This window comes from Pseudomonas sp. TE3910, assembly GCF_056279025.1.
In genome coordinates, this window is record NZ_JBWBQN010000001.1 from 3430527 (window position 1) to 3446588 (window position 16062).

Genomic DNA, 16062 nt, shown 5'->3' on the forward strand with positions numbered 1-16062 from the left:
GAATGTCTGGATACCGTTATCGGTCGCCCAGCACCGTCTGCGCCAACAACTCGTAAGACCGTATCCGGTCGGCATGCTCATACAGGTCGCAGGTGAAGATCAGCTCATCGGCCTGGGTCTGCTCCAGCAATACCTCCAGTTTGGCGCGGATTTTCTCCGGCCCACCGACCATTGCCAGCCCAAGGAAACTGCCCACCGCCTCGCGCTCGTGGGGCAACCATAGGCCGTCCATTGACGTTACCGGTGGGCGTTGCATCAGGCTTTGCCCGCGCATCAACGCCAGGATGCGCTGGTACACCGAGGTGGCCAGGTAGTCGGCCTGCTCGTCGGTATCGGCGGCGACCAGCGGTACGCCGAGCATCACGTAAGGTTTGTCGAGCACCGCAGAGGGCTGGAAATGGTTGCGATACACGCGAATCGCCTCGTGCATGTAGCGGGGGGCGAAATGCGAGGCGAAGGCGTAGGGCAAGCCACGCTGACCGGCGAGCTGGGCGCTGAACAGGCTTGATCCGAGCAGCCAGATCGGCACCTCGGTGCCATAGCCAGGCACGGCGATCACTTTTTGATCAGCCGTACGTGGGCCCAGGTAGCGCACCAGTTCGGCGACATCCTCTGGGAAGTCGTCGGCACTGCCGGAGCGCTCACGGCGCAGGGCACGGGCGGTCAGTTGATCGGAGCCTGGCGCACGCCCCAGGCCCAGGTCGATCCGGCCTGGATAGAGGCTGGCCAGGGTGCCGAACTGTTCGGCAATCACCAGTGGCGCGTGGTTTGGCAGCATGACGCCACCGGCACCGACGCGGATCGTCGAGGTGCCTCCCGCCAGGTAACTGAGCAGTACCGCCGTGGCCGAACTGGCAATGCCGTCCATATTGTGGTGTTCGGCGACCCAAAAGCGGTTATAGCCGAATCTCTCGACGTTACGCGCAAGATCGAGGGAGTTTCTCAGGGCTTGTGCCGGGCCACCGTCCTGGCGTACTGGCACCAGGTCGAGTGTGGAAATCTTGATATCGGCAAGTCGCTTCATGGGCTGCTGGGGCTCCTGGGCAGTCGTTTGGCCGGCGTCGAGCGACGACCCTGCTGGCTCTGTATGGGCATATTCCAGAGATTCAATGCCCGCCTATGAAATCGAGCTGAACTTGCTTGCCGTATCGGCCTCTGAAAGCAGACAAGGCGCGAACCTTCGTGCCACCACCCAGGAGTAGTCCCATGATTCGTTTTGCATTTACTGTACTGGGCATGCTGATGGCATCGGCAGTGCTGGCTGCGCCCAAGCCTTGTGAGGAACTCAAGGCCGAAATCGAGGCCAAGATCCAGGCGCGTGGCGTCACCTCCTATACCCTGGAAATCGTCCCCAATAACGAAGTCCACGACCAGAACATGGTGGTGGGTAGCTGCGATGGCGGAACCCGAAAGATCATTTACCAGAAGAATGATCGCTAGGTCTCAAGGAATGCAGTGCACGTCTCGCTCCTCCGCGAGTATCTTGCGGTCGGCGTCGTACAGCCACGCATTGGGGGTCATGCTCAGTGCGCGGGCTTCCAGGCGGTAACGTTGGCCTGCTTGAAAATTATCGTAGCGAACGGTGAGGTAGCAGGTTCTTTCGACCGGTTCGCTGGTGAAACCGCCGGCATAAACCTCGTAGTCGAAGCGCACGATCAACTCGTGGGGCCCTGGCGTTACCTGGAAGTAGCGACCATCGTTCAGGCGCGTGCCGTCCAGACGATCAGCCATGACCAGTCGGCCAGGGGTAATGGTGTAGAGGTCGACCCAGGCCTGCTTGGTATCGATGGGGGGCAAGGGATTGCTGCAGGCGGCCAAGGTACTGACGGTGAGCAACATCAGCGGCTGGCGCATGATGGTCTCCAATGGCAGGTTTCAAAGTTCAAGCATAGCGCCATTAGGCACTTCAGGTGCGTTGACAGCCTGCCGGTAGCCCCTTGCCAACCACCCGACGTTGCTCATCATAGAGTTTCACCCAGGGGTTCAAGCCGGTACTCCCCGCCTTTAGCTGGTAGCGCTGACCGGCATTGAAGTCCTTGTATTTCACATTCAGCTCGCAATCGCGCCACAGCGGCTCGCTGACCGGGCCGATGTTACCGGGCGCGACCGGGAACTGATAACGCACCGTCAGCTCATGGCTGCCGGGGGAGACTTCAAAGTAGCGTTTGTCGGCCCAGCTACGCTCGTCCACTTCTACCGCATGCAGTGACTCGTCCGGATGGGGTGTCAGGTCGATCCAGGCCTGGTTGGGGTCGGGTGCGGGAAGGCCTGCGCAACCGGACAGAATCAGCAGGCTGCAGGCAACAAACATCGTACGCATGGCAAAACTCCGGGTTGGCAGGATAGTCTTGGGGCGACAAGGACTTGAGCGGGACGCCTGGCGTCATGATTCGACTGATTTTTTTGCTGCGCTCAGGTCTCCGGGTACTCGACCGCAGCAGCCGACTGTTGGTTCCCCTGTCAGCGCTTATTGCTGCTCAGCGGTTGCTCCAGCCTCGGCTACTACAGCCAGTTGGCCAGCGGCCAGTGGCACCTGCTGCAAGCCCGCGAGCCTGTGGCCGAGATCATCGCCGACCCCACGCGCGATGCGACCTTGCGCAAGCATCTGGCGCAGGCAGAGCAGGCCCGGGCCTTCGCCAGTACGCAACTGAAGCTGCCGGACAACCGCAGTTATCGGGTGTATGCCGATATCGGTCGGCCGTTTGTGGTGTGGAACGTGTTCGCAACCCCCGAGTTTGACCTCGAACCCCTCACCCATTGTTTTCCTGTTGCCGGTTGTGTGGCCTATCGCGGCTACTACAGCCAGAGCGCGGCGCGCGGTGCTGCGGCACTGGCCCGGCAGCAAGGGCAGGATGTCTACATTGGCGGCGTACAAGCCTATTCGACACTGGGTTGGTTCGATGACCCTATCCTCAGTTCGATGATGGGTTGGGGTGATGAGCGTTTGGCCACGTTGATCTTTCATGAACTGGCCCACCAGCGGGTGTATGTGAAGGATGACACCGAGTTCAACGAATCCTTTGCCACCTTCGTCGAGCAGGAAGGCACGCGCCAATGGCGCAAGGCGCGCAACCTGCCACCGCTGCAGGACAGTGCCAGCCAACAGCGCGACCAGTTCACGGGCCTGGTGTTGGCCAGTCGTGAGCGCTTGAAGGCGCTGTACGCCGCACCACTGGCAGTACCGGCCAAACGAGCGGCGAAAGCGGCCGAATTCGAGCGCTTGCGTCGGGAGTACCGGGCGTTGCGCGATACTGCGTGGGGCGGTGTTGGCCGGTTTGATGCCTGGGTTGAATCACCGCTGAACAACGCCAAGCTGTTGCCCTTCGGCCTGTATGACCAGTGGGTGCCGGCGTTTGCCGCGTTGTTCAAGCAGGTGAATGGCGATTGGACGGCCTTTTACGCCGCTGCGGAGGCGTGGGGGCGGTTGCCGCCAGTGCAACGCAAGCAGGCGCTGGTGAATGCCCTGCACTGACGGACACGGCCTTGCCATCTGCGCGCGTTACAGAAAGGCTCGATGCAGTTCGCTCAGCGTGGCGAAGTGGTAGGCCGGTTGTTCGGCGCTGAGTTCCTCGAAGCTGCCAAAGCCATACCCCACGGCTGCTGCGTCCAGGCCGTTGCGACGGGCGCCGATCAGGTCGTGTTTGCGGTCACCGATCATCAGGGTTTGCGCCGGCTCCAGTTGCTCTTGCTCAAGCAGGTGGGCGATCAGTTCGATCTTGTCGGTGCGGGTGCCGTCCAGTTCACTGCCGTAGATCACCTTGAAGTGGCGATCGAACTCGAAGTGCCTGGCGATTTCGCGGGCGTATATCCAAGGCTTTGAGGTCGCGATGTACAGCGTCCTGCCCTGCCCTTCCAGCGCCTGCAACAGTTCGCCCACACCCTCGAAGACGCGGTTCTCGTAAAGCCCGGTGACTTTGAAACGCTCGCGGTAGAAATTCACCGCATCCCAGGCGCGCGCTTCGTCAAAGTCATAGAACTGCATGAAGGCCTGCAGCAATGGCGGGCCGATGAAGTGCTCCAGGCGGCTCAAGTCTGGTTCGTCGATGCCCAGTTTGCTCAACGCATACTGGATCGAGCGGGTGATGCCTTCGCGCGGATCGGTCAGGGTGCCGTCCAGGTCGAAGAGAATGTTCTGATAGTGCATGGCAATCTCTGTTGGGCTGTGGATAACGTCATTCCGGGCGATCGTAGCCTTCAGCCAGGTGCTGGTCCTTGAGCTTGACGTAGTTGGCGGCGCTGTAAGGGAAGAAGGCGCGCTCCTTGTCGGTCAGCGGGCGTGCCTGCTTGACCGGGCTGCCAACATAGAGGAAGCCGCTTTCCAGGCGCTTGCCCGGGGGCACCAGGCTGCCTGCCCCGATGATCACCTCATCCTCGACCACCGCACCGTCCATGATCGTGCTGCCCATGCCCACCAGGATCCGGTTGCCAAGTGTGCAGCCGTGCAGCATGACCTTGTGGCCGATGGTCACGTCGTCGCCGATCAGCAGCGGGAAGCCGTCCGGGTTGAAGGGGCCGGCGTGGGTGATATGCAACACGCTGGCATCCTGCACGCTGGTGCGCGCACCGATGCGGATACGGTGCATGTCGCCACGAATCACGGTCAGTGGCCAGACAGAGCTGTCGTCGCCGATCTCGACATCACCCAGCACGACCGCCGAGCGGTCGACAAAGGCCCGTTCGCCCAGGCGTGGCGTGTGGTTCTGGAAACTGCGGATGGCCATGATCGTTTCCTTGTATGGCATGTATAACTTTGGATAGCTGCGGGGAGCGCTGATTGTAATTAAGATGGGCCTGTGTTTCTTCTGCCAAGGTGTTTAACCGTGAGTGCGAACAACCCGCTTCTGCAGTCCTACGACCTGCCGCCCTTCTCGGCGATCCGTGCCGAGCATGTGCTGCCGGCGATTGAACAGATCCTGGCCGACAACCGTAGTGCCATCGCCGCCATTCTGAAATCCCAGGGTGAGAACCCCACCTGGGAAGGCCTGGTCTTGGCCATGGATGAACTCAATGACCGTCTGGGCGCGGCCTGGAGCCCGGTCAGCCACCTCAATGCAGTGTGCAACAGTGCCGAACTGCGCGAGGCCTACGAGTCTTGCTTGCCCGCACTTAGCGCCTACGCTACCGAGCTTGGGCAGAACCGCGAGCTGTTCCAGGCTTATCAGGCCCTGGCCGCCAGCCCGGCGGCGGCACACTTCGATGTGGCGCAGAAAACCATTATCGAACATGCCCTGCGTGACTTCCGTCTGTCGGGTATCGACCTGCCTGCAGACAAGCAACAGCGTTATGCCGAGGTCCAGAGCAAGTTGTCGGAACTGGGTAGCCGATTCTCCAACCAACTGTTGGACGCGACCCAGGCCTGGACCAAGCACGTTACTGACGAAGCGGCTCTGGCTGGCCTGACCGATTCGGCCAAGGCACAAATGGCCGCAGCAGCCCAGGCCAAGGGCCTCGATGGTTGGCTGATCAGCCTGGAGTTCCCAAGCTATTACGCGGTGATGACCTACGCCCAGGATCGCTCCCTGCGTGAAGAAGTCTACGCCGCGTACTGCACCCGTGCGTCCGACCAAGGCCCGAATGCTGGCCAGTTCGACAATGGCCCGGTGATGAGCGAAATCCTCGATTTGCGTCAGGAGTTGGCCGGCCTGCTTGGTTTCGCCAACTTCGCCGAGTTGAGCCTGGCGACCAAGATGGCCGAGTCCAGCGATCAGGTGTTGAGTTTCCTGCGTGATCTGGCCAAACGCAGCAAGCCGTTCGCGGCTCAGGATCTGGCTCAGCTCAAGGCCTACGCGGCCGAGCAAGGGTGTGCCGATCTGCAGAGCTGGGACAGCGGTTACTTTGGCGAGAAGCTGCGTGAGCAGCGCTACAGCGTTTCCCAGGAAACCCTGCGTGCCTACTTCCCGATCGATAAGGTGCTGACCGGCCTGTTCGCCATCGTTCAGCGTTTGTACGGCATCGAAATTACCGAACTCAAAGGTTTCGACAGCTGGCACCCGGACGTGCGTCTTTTCGAAATCAAGGAGCACGGCCAGCACGTCGGGCGCTTCTTCTTCGACCTGTATGCACGCGCCAACAAGCGCGGTGGTGCCTGGATGGACGGCGCTCGCGACCGTCGGCGCACCGCGACGGGTGAGCTGCAGAACCCGGTCGCCAACCTGGTGTGCAACTTCACCCCGGCAGCGCCCGGCAAGCCAGCGCTGCTGACCCACGATGAAGTTACCACGCTGTTCCACGAGTTCGGCCACGGCCTGCACCACCTGCTGACGCGCATCGAGCATGCAGGTGTTTCCGGTATCAATGGTGTGGCGTGGGACGCGGTCGAGTTGCCGAGCCAGTTCATGGAAAACTGGTGCTGGGATCCTGAAAGCCTGGCGCTGATTTCCGGGCATTACGAAACCGGCGAAGCACTGCCCAAGGACCTGCTGGAGAAAATGCTGGCGGCGAAGAACTTCCAGTCCGGTCTGATGATGCTGCGCCAACTGGAGTTCTCGCTGTTCGACTTTGAACTGCATGCTCACCATGGCGATGGTCGCAGCGTGATGGAGGTGCTTGAGAGCATCCGTGACGAAGTCTCGGTCATGCGTCCCCCTGCGTATAACCGCTTCCCAAACAGCTTTGCGCACATCTTTGCTGGCGGCTATGCCGCGGGTTACTACAGCTATAAGTGGGCCGAAGTGCTCTCGGCGGACGCGTTTTCGCGTTTTGAAGAGGAAGGTGTACTGAACGCTGAAACCGGACGTGCTTTCCGTGAGGCGGTGCTGGCGCGTGGTGGTTCGCAGGAGCCGATGCTGCTGTTCGTCGACTTCCGTGGCCGTGAGCCGTCAATCGATGCACTCTTGCGTCACAGTGGTCTGAGTGAGGATGTGGCGGCATGAGCGAAGCGCATGTGAATGTGAATGTAACGAAACGACGCTTTATCGCCGGTGCTGTTTGCCCGGCATGCAGTGAGCCGGACAAGTTGATGATGTGGAGCGAAGACAGCGTCCCACACCGTGAGTGCGTAGCCTGCGGTTTCACCGATACCCTCAATGAACAGGGCTTGTCGGTACCGAAGGAGCTCGGCACGCGGGTCAATCATGTCGAGCTCAAGCCGGCCAGGCCTGCGGTGCAGACGGTTCAGTTCTTTCCGAACCCGAAGCTGAAGAAGCCAGCCGAGTAATCGGTTCGGCAGTGCCAGGCGCCAGGCGGCTCTGGTAATTGGTTATCGCCCTCTATACTGTATATAAAAACAGTATAGAGGGCGTTTTTATGTCCACTCCACTCCCCGTGCGTGGCCGCGGTACTGCGAGCAATCCGCACAACCGCTTCGCGCCGAACCGCTCGGTGGTCGAGGATGACGGCTGGTATCAGGAAGTCCCGCTCACGCAGGGTACTGAAGTCCGCATCGAAACAGCCAAGACCATCATCACCCGCAACAGCTCGCCAGACCTGCCCTTCGACCGCTCTATCAACCCTTACCGGGGCTGTGAACATGGTTGCATCTACTGCTATGCAAGGCCCAGTCATGCGTATTGGGACCTGTCGCCAGGGCTGGACTTCGAGACCAAGCTGATCGCCAAGACCAATGCGGCTGCTGTGCTGGAACAGCAACTCTCCAAGCCGGGTTACGTCTGTGCACCGATCAACCTGGGTTCCAATACCGACCCCTATCAGCCGATCGAACGCGAGCAGAAGCTGACCCGTCGCCTGCTGGAGGTGCTGTTGCGCTACCGCCATCCGGTCACGATAGTGACCAAGGGTTCGCTGATCCTGCGTGACCTGGACCTGTTGGCCGAGCTGGCCCAGCAGCGATTGGTGAGGGTAATGATCAGCCTCACCACGCTCGACGATGAGCTCAAGCGTGTTCTGGAACCCCGGGCGGCGGCACCGAAGGCCCGCTTGCGGGCCATTCGGGTCATGCGCGAGGCAGGTGTTCCGGTGGGCGTGCTGTGCTCGCCAATGATTCCGATGATCAATGACAGTGAGCTTGAACGGCTGCTGGAAGCGGCCAAGGGTGCGGGGGCCTTGAGCGCTGCGTACATGCTGTTGCGCTTGCCCTTGGAGGTCGCGCCGCTGTTCGAGCAGTGGCTGCACGACCACTACCCGCAACGGGCTGCCCATGTGCTCAGCCTGATTCGTCAGAGTCGAGGCGGTGACTTGTACGACAGCCGATTCGGTGCGCGGATGCGTGGTGAGGGGGTGTTTGCCGAACTGTTGGCGCAACGCTTCAGCACGGCGATCCGTCGTCTGGGGCTGAACCGGCGCGAAGGGCCTGGGCTGGATTGCAGCGCGTTTTGCCCACCGGGGGGGCAATTGTCTTTGCTGTGAATGAGGCTTGCGGTTGTGATGGGTGAGTCAGTGACGTCATCTAATCGTCACGCTTTGCCTGAATCAATATCCCGTTAATATGGCATTAACGTTCAAACCGTCACAGAGGATAAATCATGCAAGACAAGGAACCCTCTCCGTCCGGCCCGGTGGTTGATGCCAACGATGCCGACGCTGCACTCAAGCATATCGTCGACGGCTTTCTGCGTTTTCATCACGACGTCTTTCCGCAACAGGAAGAGCTGTTCAAGAAGCTCGCCACCGCGCAGAAACCACGAGCGATGTTCATCACCTGTGCAGACTCGCGGATTGTCCCTGAACTGATCACTCAGAGCTCGCCGGGCGACCTGTTCGTAACCCGTAATGTCGGTAACGTGGTGCCGCCCTACGGGCAAATGAACGGCGGTGTTTCCACCGCGATCGAATACGCTGTCATGGCGCTTGGTGTGCATCACATCATCGTCTGTGGCCACTCTGATTGTGGTGCGATGCGTGCGGTACTGAACCCGCAGAGCCTGGAGAAAATGCCGACCGTAAAGGCCTGGTTGCGCCATGCCGAGGTCGCCAGGACGGTTGTCGAGGACAACTGCCATTGCAGCACTGAGCATGAAAGCATGCAGGTGCTGACCAAGGAAAACGTGATTGCGCAATTGCAGCATTTGCGCACACATCCTTCGGTAGCCTCGCGCATGGCGGCCGGCCAGTTGTTCATCCATGGTTGGATTTACAACATCGAGACCAGCGAGATCAGTGCTTACGATGCTGAGCACGACGCGTTCCTGCCGTTGACCGTCGGGCAACCTATTCCCTGCGCGACGCCCAAGGGGCGTTTCTAGCTACGTGCGCCTGACCCTGCCGGCAAGTCCGGCAGCTCAGGCGTGTGTTCAGGCTGATTGGTCGAGGTCCAGGCCCACGCCCAATTGGCGAGACAGGCACGGCCAGCGCTTCCAGGCGGCACCGGTATCCGGGCTGCTGAGTTTCTCTCGGTAGGCTTCCACCGACTCCAGGGCGAAGCTTTCCTCATTGAGCAGGTTATCCACAGAGTGGTGTACCACTTCGTCCAATTGGTTGGCGAAGCTTTCGCCGATCAGTTGGTGGGCGATCAGGTTGGCGACCGTGGTGTCCAGCGGAATCAGTGGCTGCTGGAAGTGCTTGATGTAGACGTCGTTCACTTCCTCGACCAGGCGATGGGCCAGGTAGGCTTCATCGAGCAGGCTGTCGAGGCCGACATGGCCCTCCAGGATCGTTGGCGGCGTGACGAAATACGCCTCGGCAATCATCAACACCGGTTTGATCTGCGATTCGATGCCCGCTTCACGAGCAACGTCGTGGGCGGCTTCCAATACCTCTGGCACCTGATCGATGTAGGCGCTGACGAAACGTGTCAGTACGCCCTGAGCATCCTGTTCCGGCAGTTGGATCGCCGGGTGCAGGTGTGGCAATTGCTGTGCGAGTTGCTGTTTCAGCTGGCCGGTTTCGGCTTCATGTTGATGGGCACGGGTGATCTGCTCGCGCAATGCGGCGATGTTCATGACAACTCCAGGGACAAAGGATTACAAACGGAAGACATAAGGTAGCTCGGTTCTGCGAGCGATTAAGACGCATTTTTCATAATCAAAGGACACTTATAGTCTGAGGTTATATTGACCTGCCAACACGCTGGTATTGGTCGTTGGTTGTGGACGACACGCCGATCATTTGCCCCTTGTGCTGAATTTTTCCTGTCGATTGCGCGGTCAGGGTCGCTGTCTATACTCCGGTTGAAAGTGATTGGCTGACGAGGCCCGACTGCATTGCAGCAGGGGCTCGGCCCCAAAGTGTGCAGTCTTGGCCGCCGTACCCTTAGCCGTAGGTCCATGCCTCCGGGATAACAAGAACGATAAGGGGAACCCGCAATGATGCGACATCCACATGTCTGGATGGGCCTCCTGTTGTGGTCGGTATTCGGTCAGGCACACGCCGCCTGGACTGTGAATATGGCGCCGGGTGCGACTGAGGTCAGCAACGCAGTCTTCGACCTGCACATGACCATCTTCTGGATCTGCGTGATCATCGGCCTGGTGGTCTTCGGCGCGATGTTCTGGTCGATGATCATCCACCGTCGTTCCACCGGGCAGGAGCCGGCTCATTTCCATGAGCACACCTGGGTGGAGATCCTCTGGACCGTAGTGCCCTTTCTGATTCTCGTGGCCATGGCCATTCCGGCCACGAAAACGCTGATCGATATCTACGATGCCAGTGAGTCAGACCTGGATGTTCAGGTCACCGGCTACCAGTGGAAATGGCATTACAAGTACCTGGGCCAGGATGTCGAGTTCTTCAGCAACCTGGCTACGCCCGCCGATCAAATCCATAACAAGTCACCCAAGGACGAGCACTACCTGCTCGAAGTGGATCAGCCGCTGGTGCTGCCGGTCGACGCCAAGGTGCGCTTTCTGGTGACCGCAGCCGATGTCATTCACTCCTGGTGGATGCCGGCTTTCGCCGTGAAGCGTGATGCGATTCCGGGCTTCGTCAACGAGGCCTGGACCCGGGTCAAGAAGCCCGGAATCTATCGGGGCCAATGCACGGAGCTGTGCGGCAAGGACCATGGCTTCATGCCGATCGTGGTCGAGGTCAAGTCCAAGCCCGACTTCGATGCCTGGCTGGCCGAACGCAAGGCTGAGAGCGCCAAGCTTAAGGAGCTGACCAGTAAGGAATGGACGTTGCAGGAACTGGTGGAGCGCGGCGACAAGGTTTACCACACCACCTGCGTGGCCTGTCACCAGGCCGAGGGGCAAGGCCTGCCGCCGATGTTCCCGGCGCTCAAGGGCTCGAAAATCGCCACCGGGCCTAAGGAGGGGCACTTGAATATCGTGTTCCACGGCAAGCCCGGCACGGCGATGGCTGCGTTCGGCAAGCAGCTGTCGGAAGTGGATATTGCTGCGGTGGTGACCTACGAGCGCAACGCCTGGGGCAACAACAAGGGCGACATGGTCACACCCAAGGATGTACTGGCGCTCAAGCAGGCAGAAAGCCAATGAACCGGCCCTTCGTCGGAACTCGCGTTGGCCGCGTGGCCAGCCACGTACAGCGGATTGCAGGAGACAGGACATGAGTGCAGTGATCGACGACCACGGTCATGCCGGCGCTGACCACGCCCACGGCCCGGCCAAGGGCCTGATGCGTTGGGTGCTGACTACCAACCATAAAGACATCGGCACGATGTACCTGTGGTTCAGCTTCTGCGCATTCCTGTTGGGCGGCTCGTTTGCCATGGTGATCCGCGCCGAACTGTTCCAGCCGGGTCTGCAGATCGTCCAGCCGGAGTTCTTCAACCAGATGACCACCATGCACGGCCTGGTGATGGTCTTCGGTGCCGTGATGCCGGCCTTCGTCGGGTTGGCCAACTGGATGATTCCGCTGATGATCGGTGCGCCGGACATGGCGCTGCCGCGGATGAACAACTTCAGCTTCTGGCTGTTGCCCGCTGCCTTTCTGCTGCTGGTCTCGACCCTGTTCATGCCGGGTGGCGGACCGAACTTCGGTTGGACCTTCTACGCGCCGCTGTCGACCACCTATGCGCCAGAGAGTGTGACCTTCTTCATCTTCGCCATCCACCTGATGGGTATCAGCTCGATCATGGGGGCGATCAACGTCATCGCGACCATTCTCAACTTGCGCGCACCCGGCATGACCCTGATGAAAATGCCGTTGTTCGTCTGGACCTGGCTGATTACCGCGTTCTTGCTGATCGCCGTGATGCCGGTGCTGGCCGGGGTGGTGACGATGATGCTGATGGACATCCATTTTGGCACCAGCTTCTTCAGCGCCGCTGGCGGTGGCGATCCGGTGCTGTTCCAGCACGTGTTCTGGTTCTTCGGCCATCCCGAGGTGTACATCATGATCCTGCCGGCTTTCGGCGCGGTCAGTTCGATCATTCCGGCGTTTTCGCGCAAGCCGCTGTTCGGGTACACCTCGATGGTCTACGCCACCGGTGCAATCGCCTTCCTGTCTTTCATTGTCTGGGCGCACCACATGTTCGTGGTCGGTATTCCGGTGGTCGGCGAGCTGTTCTTCATGTACGCCACCATGTTGATCGCAGTGCCTACCGGGGTGAAGGTGTTCAACTGGGTGAGCACCATGTGGCAGGGCTCGCTGACCTTCGAGACGCCCATGCTGTTTGCCGTGGCCTTCGTGATTCTGTTCACCATCGGTGGTTTCTCCGGGCTGATGCTGGCCATCGCCCCGGCGGACTTCCAATACCACGACACGTACTTTGTGGTCGCGCATTTCCACTACGTGCTGGTGCCAGGGGCGATCTTCGGGATCTTCGCCTCGGCCTACTACTGGCTGCCGAAGTGGACCGGGCACATGTATGACGAGACGCTGGGCAAGCTGCACTTCTGGCTGTCGTTCATTGGCATGAACATGGCCTTCTTCCCGATGCATTTTGTTGGCCTGGCGGGCATGCCCCGGCGGATTCCGGACTACAACCTGCAGTTCGCCGACTTCAACATGATCTCCTCGATTGGTGCGTTCACCTTCGGCGCCACGCAGCTCTTCTTCCTGTTCATCGTCATCAAGTGCATTCGGGGCGGCAAACCGGCCCCGGCCAAACCCTGGGACGGAGCGGACGGCCTGGAGTGGACGATCCCTTCGCCTGCGCCTTACCACACGTTCGTGACCCCGCCGGAGGTCAAATGAACAGCGCTTTGAGCGGTTCAGGGAGCGAGCCATGAGCGGGCAACTCGCCATGCGGACACTGATCGTCCGGCTGATGCTGCTGGCGGTGGTGATGTTCGTCTTTGGTTTTGCCCTGGTGCCGATCTACGACGTCATGTGCAAGGCCTTCGGCATCAACGGCAAGACCGGCGGGCAGTACGAGGGCAGCCAGGTCAGTGATCCGAGCCGTACGGTGAAGGTGCAGTTCATGTCGACCAATGCCAGCGACATGGTCTGGGACTTCTACTCCAAGGCCGATCAGCTGGATGTGCATCCTGGCGCGGTGAACCAGATGATTTTCGTGGCCCGCAACCCCAGCAACCGGCCGATGACGGCCCAGGCGATTCCGAGTATTTCGCCGGCTGAGGCGGCGGCGTATTTCCACAAGACCGAATGCTTTTGTTTCAGCCAGCAGGTGTTGCAACCGGGTGAGCGCATCGAAATGCCGGTGCGGTTCATTGTTGACCGTGACCTGCCCAAGGATGTGAAGCACCTGACACTGGCGTACACGCTGTTCGATATCACCGCTCGTCAGCCGCCGGTGGCTCAGGTGGCCGGCCAGGCTTACCAGGGCGCTCGATAAGGAGAACACCCCATGGCTTCACATCAGCACTACTACGTACCGGCGCAGAGCAAGTGGCCGATCATTGCCACGATCGGGATGTTGATCACTGTGTTCGGCCTGGGTACCTGGTTCAACGACATGAAGGCTGGTCGTCCCGATTCCCATGGGCCGCTGATCTTCTTCGTCGGGGCGCTGTTTCTGGCTTACATGTTGTTTGGCTGGTTCGGTTCGGTGGTCAGGGAAAGTCGAGCGGGGCTATACAGCCCACAACTGGACCGCTCATTCCGCTGGGGAATGTCCTGGTTCATCTTCTCTGAAGTGATGTTTTTCCTCGCCTTCTTCGGCGCATTGTTCTACGTGCGCACGCTGGCCGGGCCATGGTTGGGCGGTGATGGCGCCAAGGGCGTGACACACATGCTGTGGCCAAACTTCGAGTTTGCCTGGCCGCTGTTGCAGACCCCTGATCCGAAATTGTTTCCGCCGCCCAGGGAGGTCATCGACCCTTGGCATCTGCCGCTGATCAACACCATCTTGCTGGTCAGCTCGAGTGTCACTGTCACCATCGCTCACCACGCGTTGAGGAAGGACCATCGTGGACCGCTCAAACTGTGGCTTGGCCTGACCATCCTGTTGGGGATCTCTTTCCTGATACTGCAGGCCTACGAGTATCACGAGGCCTACACCGAGCTCGGTTTGACACTGGGGTCGGGGATCTACGGCGCAACCTTTTTCATGCTCACCGGTTTCCATGGTGCCCACGTGACACTGGGCACGGTGATCCTGCTGGTGATGTTCATCCGCATCCTGCGTGGGCACTTCAATGCCGACAAGCACTTCGGGTTCGAGGCCGCCAGCTGGTACTGGCACTTCGTCGATGTGGTCTGGGTGGGTCTGTTTATCTTCGTGTACGTGCTTTAGTCGGGCTTACCAAGGGGCGTGGGAAACCAGTTGGCCGCTGTAGAGGCCCCATGTGATGAGTAGCAGGGTGGCGGCGGCCAGGCTCACCCGAATGGTGAGTGCTTTGAGCAGGCGGGTCGAGTGTCCTTCGTCCTTGACCAGAAAGACCAGGCCGCTGAACAGGCTGGCGATGGTCGCCAGCAGCATCAGGACAATCGCGGCTTTTAGCATGGCGAAACTCCGGGGGGATGCGATGACTTTCAGTATAGCGACTGACCGTGGGGTGGCCGGGTGAAGCCGTTCCGGCCCGGTGTACTGCCGACCCTGGTAGTGCTTTTGCTACTGCCCGGTCTGGTGGCGCTTGGCTGTTGGCAATTGAGCCGTGCCGAGCAGAAGCGTCAGTTGCTGGCCACGTATGCCGAGCGCCGCAGCGCCGATCCGGTGGCCGCTGCGCAGTTGCCGCTGATTGAGGATGCAGCCTATCGGCGGGTCAGGCTCTATGGCCGTTTCGACGCGCAGTACAGCCTGTTGCTGGATAACCGGATGCGTGATGGCCGCCCGGGCGTCGAGGTGCTGCAACCGTTCCATGACCAGCCCAGTGGGCTGTGGCTGCTGGTCAACCGTGGCTGGTTGCCGTGGCCTGATCGACGTACGCCCGTGTCCTTCAGCACGCCGGATCAACCCTTGAGTCTGGAGGCTTGGGTCTATGTGTCGCCCGGTGCGGCATTTCAACTGCAGGTCGATCCACAGGGCGGTGCCTGGCCGCATTTGGTGACCGCCGTAGACGCCACGCAGTTCTGGTCACAACTGCAACGCGAAGGTTTTGCCCACGAATTACGCCTTGAGCCTGGTCCTGCAGCCTTCAGGCTGGACTGGCCGGTGGTTGTCATGGGCCCGGAAAAACACCTGGGCTACGCCGTGCAGTGGTTTGCCCTGGCGCTGGCCTTGATCGCGCTCTACCTCTACTTCGGCTGGCATAACAACAAGGAGAAACGCCATGGGGACCGTCATGAATCCATCCAGCACCTCTGACCTCAAGGCTCCGCAAGGGCGTGGTCGTGGTCGGTTGCAACTGCTGTTGATCCTGTTGCTGACGATCGGGCCGATGATTCTCGCTACCGGCATGTACAAGTTTCAGTTTTGGGTGCCCGACAGCCGTATCTACCACGGGGAGCTGATCGGCAATGGTCAGAGCCGCGCCGACCTTGGCGTGCAGGCTGACGAGCAACGCTGGCAGCTATTGGTCAGCGCGCCGAATGATTGCGCCATGGACTGCCAGCAACTGGTCTATCTGGCCCGGCAGATTCAAATTGGCCTGGGGCGCGATGCCAGCCGCGCAAGCCATGCCTTGGCCGTCGGACAAGCGTTGGCATCGGACTATCAGGCCAAGCTTGCACGTGAATACCCGCAACTGCAGCGCTACCCGCTGGACCTTGCTCAGTATGGTCGGATGAGCCAGGGCAAACCGGACGCTCAACTGTGGATTATCGATCCTCACGGCAACCTGGTGCTGCGTTACGACGCCAGGGCCAACGGCAAGGACGTGCTCAACGACCTGCGCCAGTTGTTGAAGCTTTCTAACATTGGTTAGG

19 protein-coding genes are annotated in these 16062 nt (G+C 60.2%); 12 read left to right on the forward strand and 7 right to left on the reverse strand.

Annotated elements, in window-relative coordinates; translation table 11 throughout:
* Positions 1–16: 16 nt before the first annotated feature.
* A complete protein-coding gene (locus tag ACZ9H3_RS15735; RefSeq protein ID WP_476221435.1) occupies positions 17–1024 on the reverse strand; it encodes an LLM class flavin-dependent oxidoreductase in 1008 nt (335 codons plus the stop codon).
* A 182-nt stretch (positions 1025–1206) separates the two neighbouring features.
* On the opposite strand from ACZ9H3_RS15735, the gene ACZ9H3_RS15740 reads away from it, so the two are divergent.
* Positions 1207–1440: a DUF1161 domain-containing protein gene (locus tag ACZ9H3_RS15740; protein ID WP_065759090.1), complete on the forward strand. Its 234-nt coding sequence runs from the start codon at positions 1207–1209 to the stop codon at positions 1438–1440.
* 3 nt (positions 1441–1443) lie between these two features.
* Here the strand turns inward: ACZ9H3_RS15740 and ACZ9H3_RS15745 are convergent, their stop codons facing one another.
* Positions 1444–1854, reverse strand: a complete 411-nt coding sequence (locus ACZ9H3_RS15745) for a PA0061/PA0062 family lipoprotein (protein ID WP_102052998.1) — start codon at positions 1852–1854, stop codon at positions 1444–1446.
* A gap of 52 nt (positions 1855–1906) precedes the next feature.
* A complete protein-coding gene (locus ACZ9H3_RS15750; RefSeq protein WP_476221437.1) occupies positions 1907–2320 on the reverse strand; it encodes a PA0061/PA0062 family lipoprotein in 414 nt (137 codons plus the stop codon).
* Between the two features lie 150 nt (positions 2321–2470).
* Here ACZ9H3_RS15750 and ACZ9H3_RS15755 point away from each other — a divergent pair, with 150 nt between their 5' ends.
* Positions 2471–3472 carry an aminopeptidase gene (locus ACZ9H3_RS15755; RefSeq protein ID WP_476221439.1) on the forward strand — a complete coding sequence of 334 codons (1002 nt, stop codon included), beginning with the start codon at positions 2471–2473 and terminating at the stop codon, positions 3470–3472.
* Between the two features lie 27 nt (positions 3473–3499).
* Here the strand turns inward: ACZ9H3_RS15755 and ACZ9H3_RS15760 are convergent, their stop codons facing one another.
* On the reverse strand, positions 3500–4144 hold the full coding sequence (locus tag ACZ9H3_RS15760; protein WP_476221440.1) for an HAD family hydrolase: 645 nt from the start codon (positions 4142–4144) through the stop codon (positions 3500–3502).
* 28 nt (positions 4145–4172) lie between these two features.
* The gene (locus ACZ9H3_RS15765; RefSeq protein WP_065759086.1) at positions 4173–4721 is read right to left on the reverse strand and encodes a gamma carbonic anhydrase family protein; all 549 of its coding nucleotides are present in this window, start codon (positions 4719–4721) and stop codon (positions 4173–4175) included.
* A gap of 99 nt (positions 4722–4820) precedes the next feature.
* On the opposite strand from ACZ9H3_RS15765, the gene prlC reads away from it, so the two are divergent.
* The 4 genes from prlC (at position 4821) to ACZ9H3_RS15785 (ending at position 9140) form a co-directional block, all read left to right on the forward strand.
* Complete coding sequence (gene prlC / locus ACZ9H3_RS15770; RefSeq protein ID WP_476221442.1) at positions 4821–6872, forward strand: oligopeptidase A; 2052 nt, start codon at positions 4821–4823, stop codon at positions 6870–6872.
* Positions 6869–7156 (forward strand): YheV family putative zinc ribbon protein, encoded by a 288-nt coding sequence (locus tag ACZ9H3_RS15775; RefSeq protein ID WP_065759084.1) that lies wholly within the window; start codon positions 6869–6871, stop codon positions 7154–7156. Before prlC ends, ACZ9H3_RS15775 begins: the two co-directional genes overlap by 4 nt.
* An 89-nt stretch (positions 7157–7245) precedes the next feature.
* Positions 7246–8304: a PA0069 family radical SAM protein gene (locus ACZ9H3_RS15780; RefSeq protein WP_102052995.1), complete on the forward strand. Its 1059-nt coding sequence runs from the start codon at positions 7246–7248 to the stop codon at positions 8302–8304.
* Between the two features lie 116 nt (positions 8305–8420).
* Complete coding sequence (locus tag ACZ9H3_RS15785; protein ID WP_454240456.1) at positions 8421–9140, forward strand: carbonic anhydrase; 720 nt, start codon at positions 8421–8423, stop codon at positions 9138–9140.
* A gap of 48 nt (positions 9141–9188) precedes the next feature.
* On the opposite strand, the gene ACZ9H3_RS15790 is transcribed toward ACZ9H3_RS15785, so the two are convergent.
* Positions 9189–9836: a hypothetical protein gene (locus ACZ9H3_RS15790; protein WP_065759081.1), complete on the reverse strand. Its 648-nt coding sequence runs from the start codon at positions 9834–9836 to the stop codon at positions 9189–9191.
* Positions 9837–10199: 363 nt separating this feature from the next.
* Here ACZ9H3_RS15790 and coxB point away from each other — a divergent pair, with 363 nt between their 5' ends.
* The 4 genes from coxB to ACZ9H3_RS15810 all read left to right on the forward strand — a co-directional run bounded on the left by coxB (position 10200) and on the right by ACZ9H3_RS15810 (position 14491).
* Positions 10200–11327, forward strand: coding sequence for a cytochrome c oxidase subunit II (gene coxB, locus ACZ9H3_RS15795; RefSeq protein WP_065759080.1), 1128 nt, complete (start codon positions 10200–10202; stop codon positions 11325–11327).
* Positions 11328–11397: 70 nt separating this feature from the next.
* A complete protein-coding gene (gene ctaD / locus ACZ9H3_RS15800) occupies positions 11398–12990 on the forward strand; it encodes a cytochrome c oxidase subunit I (protein ID WP_065759079.1) in 1593 nt (530 codons plus the stop codon).
* Positions 12991–13021: 31 nt separating this feature from the next.
* A complete protein-coding gene (locus ACZ9H3_RS15805) occupies positions 13022–13591 on the forward strand; it encodes a cytochrome c oxidase assembly protein (RefSeq protein WP_065759078.1) in 570 nt (189 codons plus the stop codon).
* Positions 13592–13603: 12 nt separating this feature from the next.
* Positions 13604–14491, forward strand: a complete 888-nt coding sequence (locus ACZ9H3_RS15810) for a cytochrome c oxidase subunit 3 (protein WP_065759077.1) — start codon at positions 13604–13606, stop codon at positions 14489–14491.
* 6 nt (positions 14492–14497) lie between these two features.
* Here ACZ9H3_RS15810 and ACZ9H3_RS15815 read toward each other — a convergent pair whose 3' ends face one another.
* A complete protein-coding gene (locus ACZ9H3_RS15815; RefSeq protein WP_065759076.1) occupies positions 14498–14701 on the reverse strand; it encodes a twin transmembrane helix small protein in 204 nt (67 codons plus the stop codon).
* Positions 14702–14761: 60 nt separating this feature from the next.
* On the opposite strand from ACZ9H3_RS15815, the gene ACZ9H3_RS15820 reads away from it, so the two are divergent.
* Positions 14762–15502, forward strand: coding sequence for an SURF1 family protein (locus ACZ9H3_RS15820; protein ID WP_476221449.1), 741 nt, complete (start codon positions 14762–14764; stop codon positions 15500–15502).
* Entirely contained in the window at positions 15468–16061 is a 594-nt protein-coding gene (locus ACZ9H3_RS15825; RefSeq protein ID WP_065759074.1) for a hypothetical protein, read from the forward strand. Before ACZ9H3_RS15820 ends, ACZ9H3_RS15825 begins: the two co-directional genes overlap by 35 nt.
* Position 16062: the final 1 nt, after the last annotated feature.

Excerpts from the sequence above, each read along its gene's own strand:
- ACZ9H3_RS15735 (WP_476221435.1), bottom strand. The coding sequence starts at position 1,024 with ATGAAGCGACTTGCCGATATCAAGATTTCCACACTCGACCTGGTGCCA.
- ACZ9H3_RS15740 (WP_065759090.1), top strand. The coding sequence starts at position 1,207 with ATGATTCGTTTTGCATTTACTGTACTGGGCATGCTGATGGCATCGGCA.
- ACZ9H3_RS15745 (WP_102052998.1), bottom strand. The coding sequence starts at position 1,854 with ATGCGCCAGCCGCTGATGTTGCTCACCGTCAGTACCTTGGCCGCCTGC.
- ACZ9H3_RS15750 (WP_476221437.1), bottom strand. The coding sequence starts at position 2,320 with ATGCGTACGATGTTTGTTGCCTGCAGCCTGCTGATTCTGTCCGGTTGC.
- ACZ9H3_RS15760 (WP_476221440.1), bottom strand. The coding sequence starts at position 4,144 with ATGCACTATCAGAACATTCTCTTCGACCTGGACGGCACCCTGACCGAT.
- ACZ9H3_RS15765 (WP_065759086.1), bottom strand. The coding sequence starts at position 4,721 with ATGGCCATCCGCAGTTTCCAGAACCACACGCCACGCCTGGGCGAACGG.
- ACZ9H3_RS15775 (WP_065759084.1), top strand. The coding sequence starts at position 6,869 with ATGAGCGAAGCGCATGTGAATGTGAATGTAACGAAACGACGCTTTATC.
- ACZ9H3_RS15780 (WP_102052995.1), top strand. The coding sequence starts at position 7,246 with ATGTCCACTCCACTCCCCGTGCGTGGCCGCGGTACTGCGAGCAATCCG.
- ACZ9H3_RS15785 (WP_454240456.1), top strand. The coding sequence starts at position 8,421 with ATGCAAGACAAGGAACCCTCTCCGTCCGGCCCGGTGGTTGATGCCAAC.
- ACZ9H3_RS15790 (WP_065759081.1), bottom strand. The coding sequence starts at position 9,836 with ATGAACATCGCCGCATTGCGCGAGCAGATCACCCGTGCCCATCAACAT.
- coxB (WP_065759080.1), top strand. The coding sequence starts at position 10,200 with ATGATGCGACATCCACATGTCTGGATGGGCCTCCTGTTGTGGTCGGTA.
- ctaD (WP_065759079.1), top strand. The coding sequence starts at position 11,398 with ATGAGTGCAGTGATCGACGACCACGGTCATGCCGGCGCTGACCACGCC.
- ACZ9H3_RS15805 (WP_065759078.1), top strand. The coding sequence starts at position 13,022 with ATGAGCGGGCAACTCGCCATGCGGACACTGATCGTCCGGCTGATGCTG.
- ACZ9H3_RS15810 (WP_065759077.1), top strand. The coding sequence starts at position 13,604 with ATGGCTTCACATCAGCACTACTACGTACCGGCGCAGAGCAAGTGGCCG.
- ACZ9H3_RS15815 (WP_065759076.1), bottom strand. The coding sequence starts at position 14,701 with ATGCTAAAAGCCGCGATTGTCCTGATGCTGCTGGCGACCATCGCCAGC.
- ACZ9H3_RS15825 (WP_065759074.1), top strand. The coding sequence starts at position 15,468 with ATGGGGACCGTCATGAATCCATCCAGCACCTCTGACCTCAAGGCTCCG.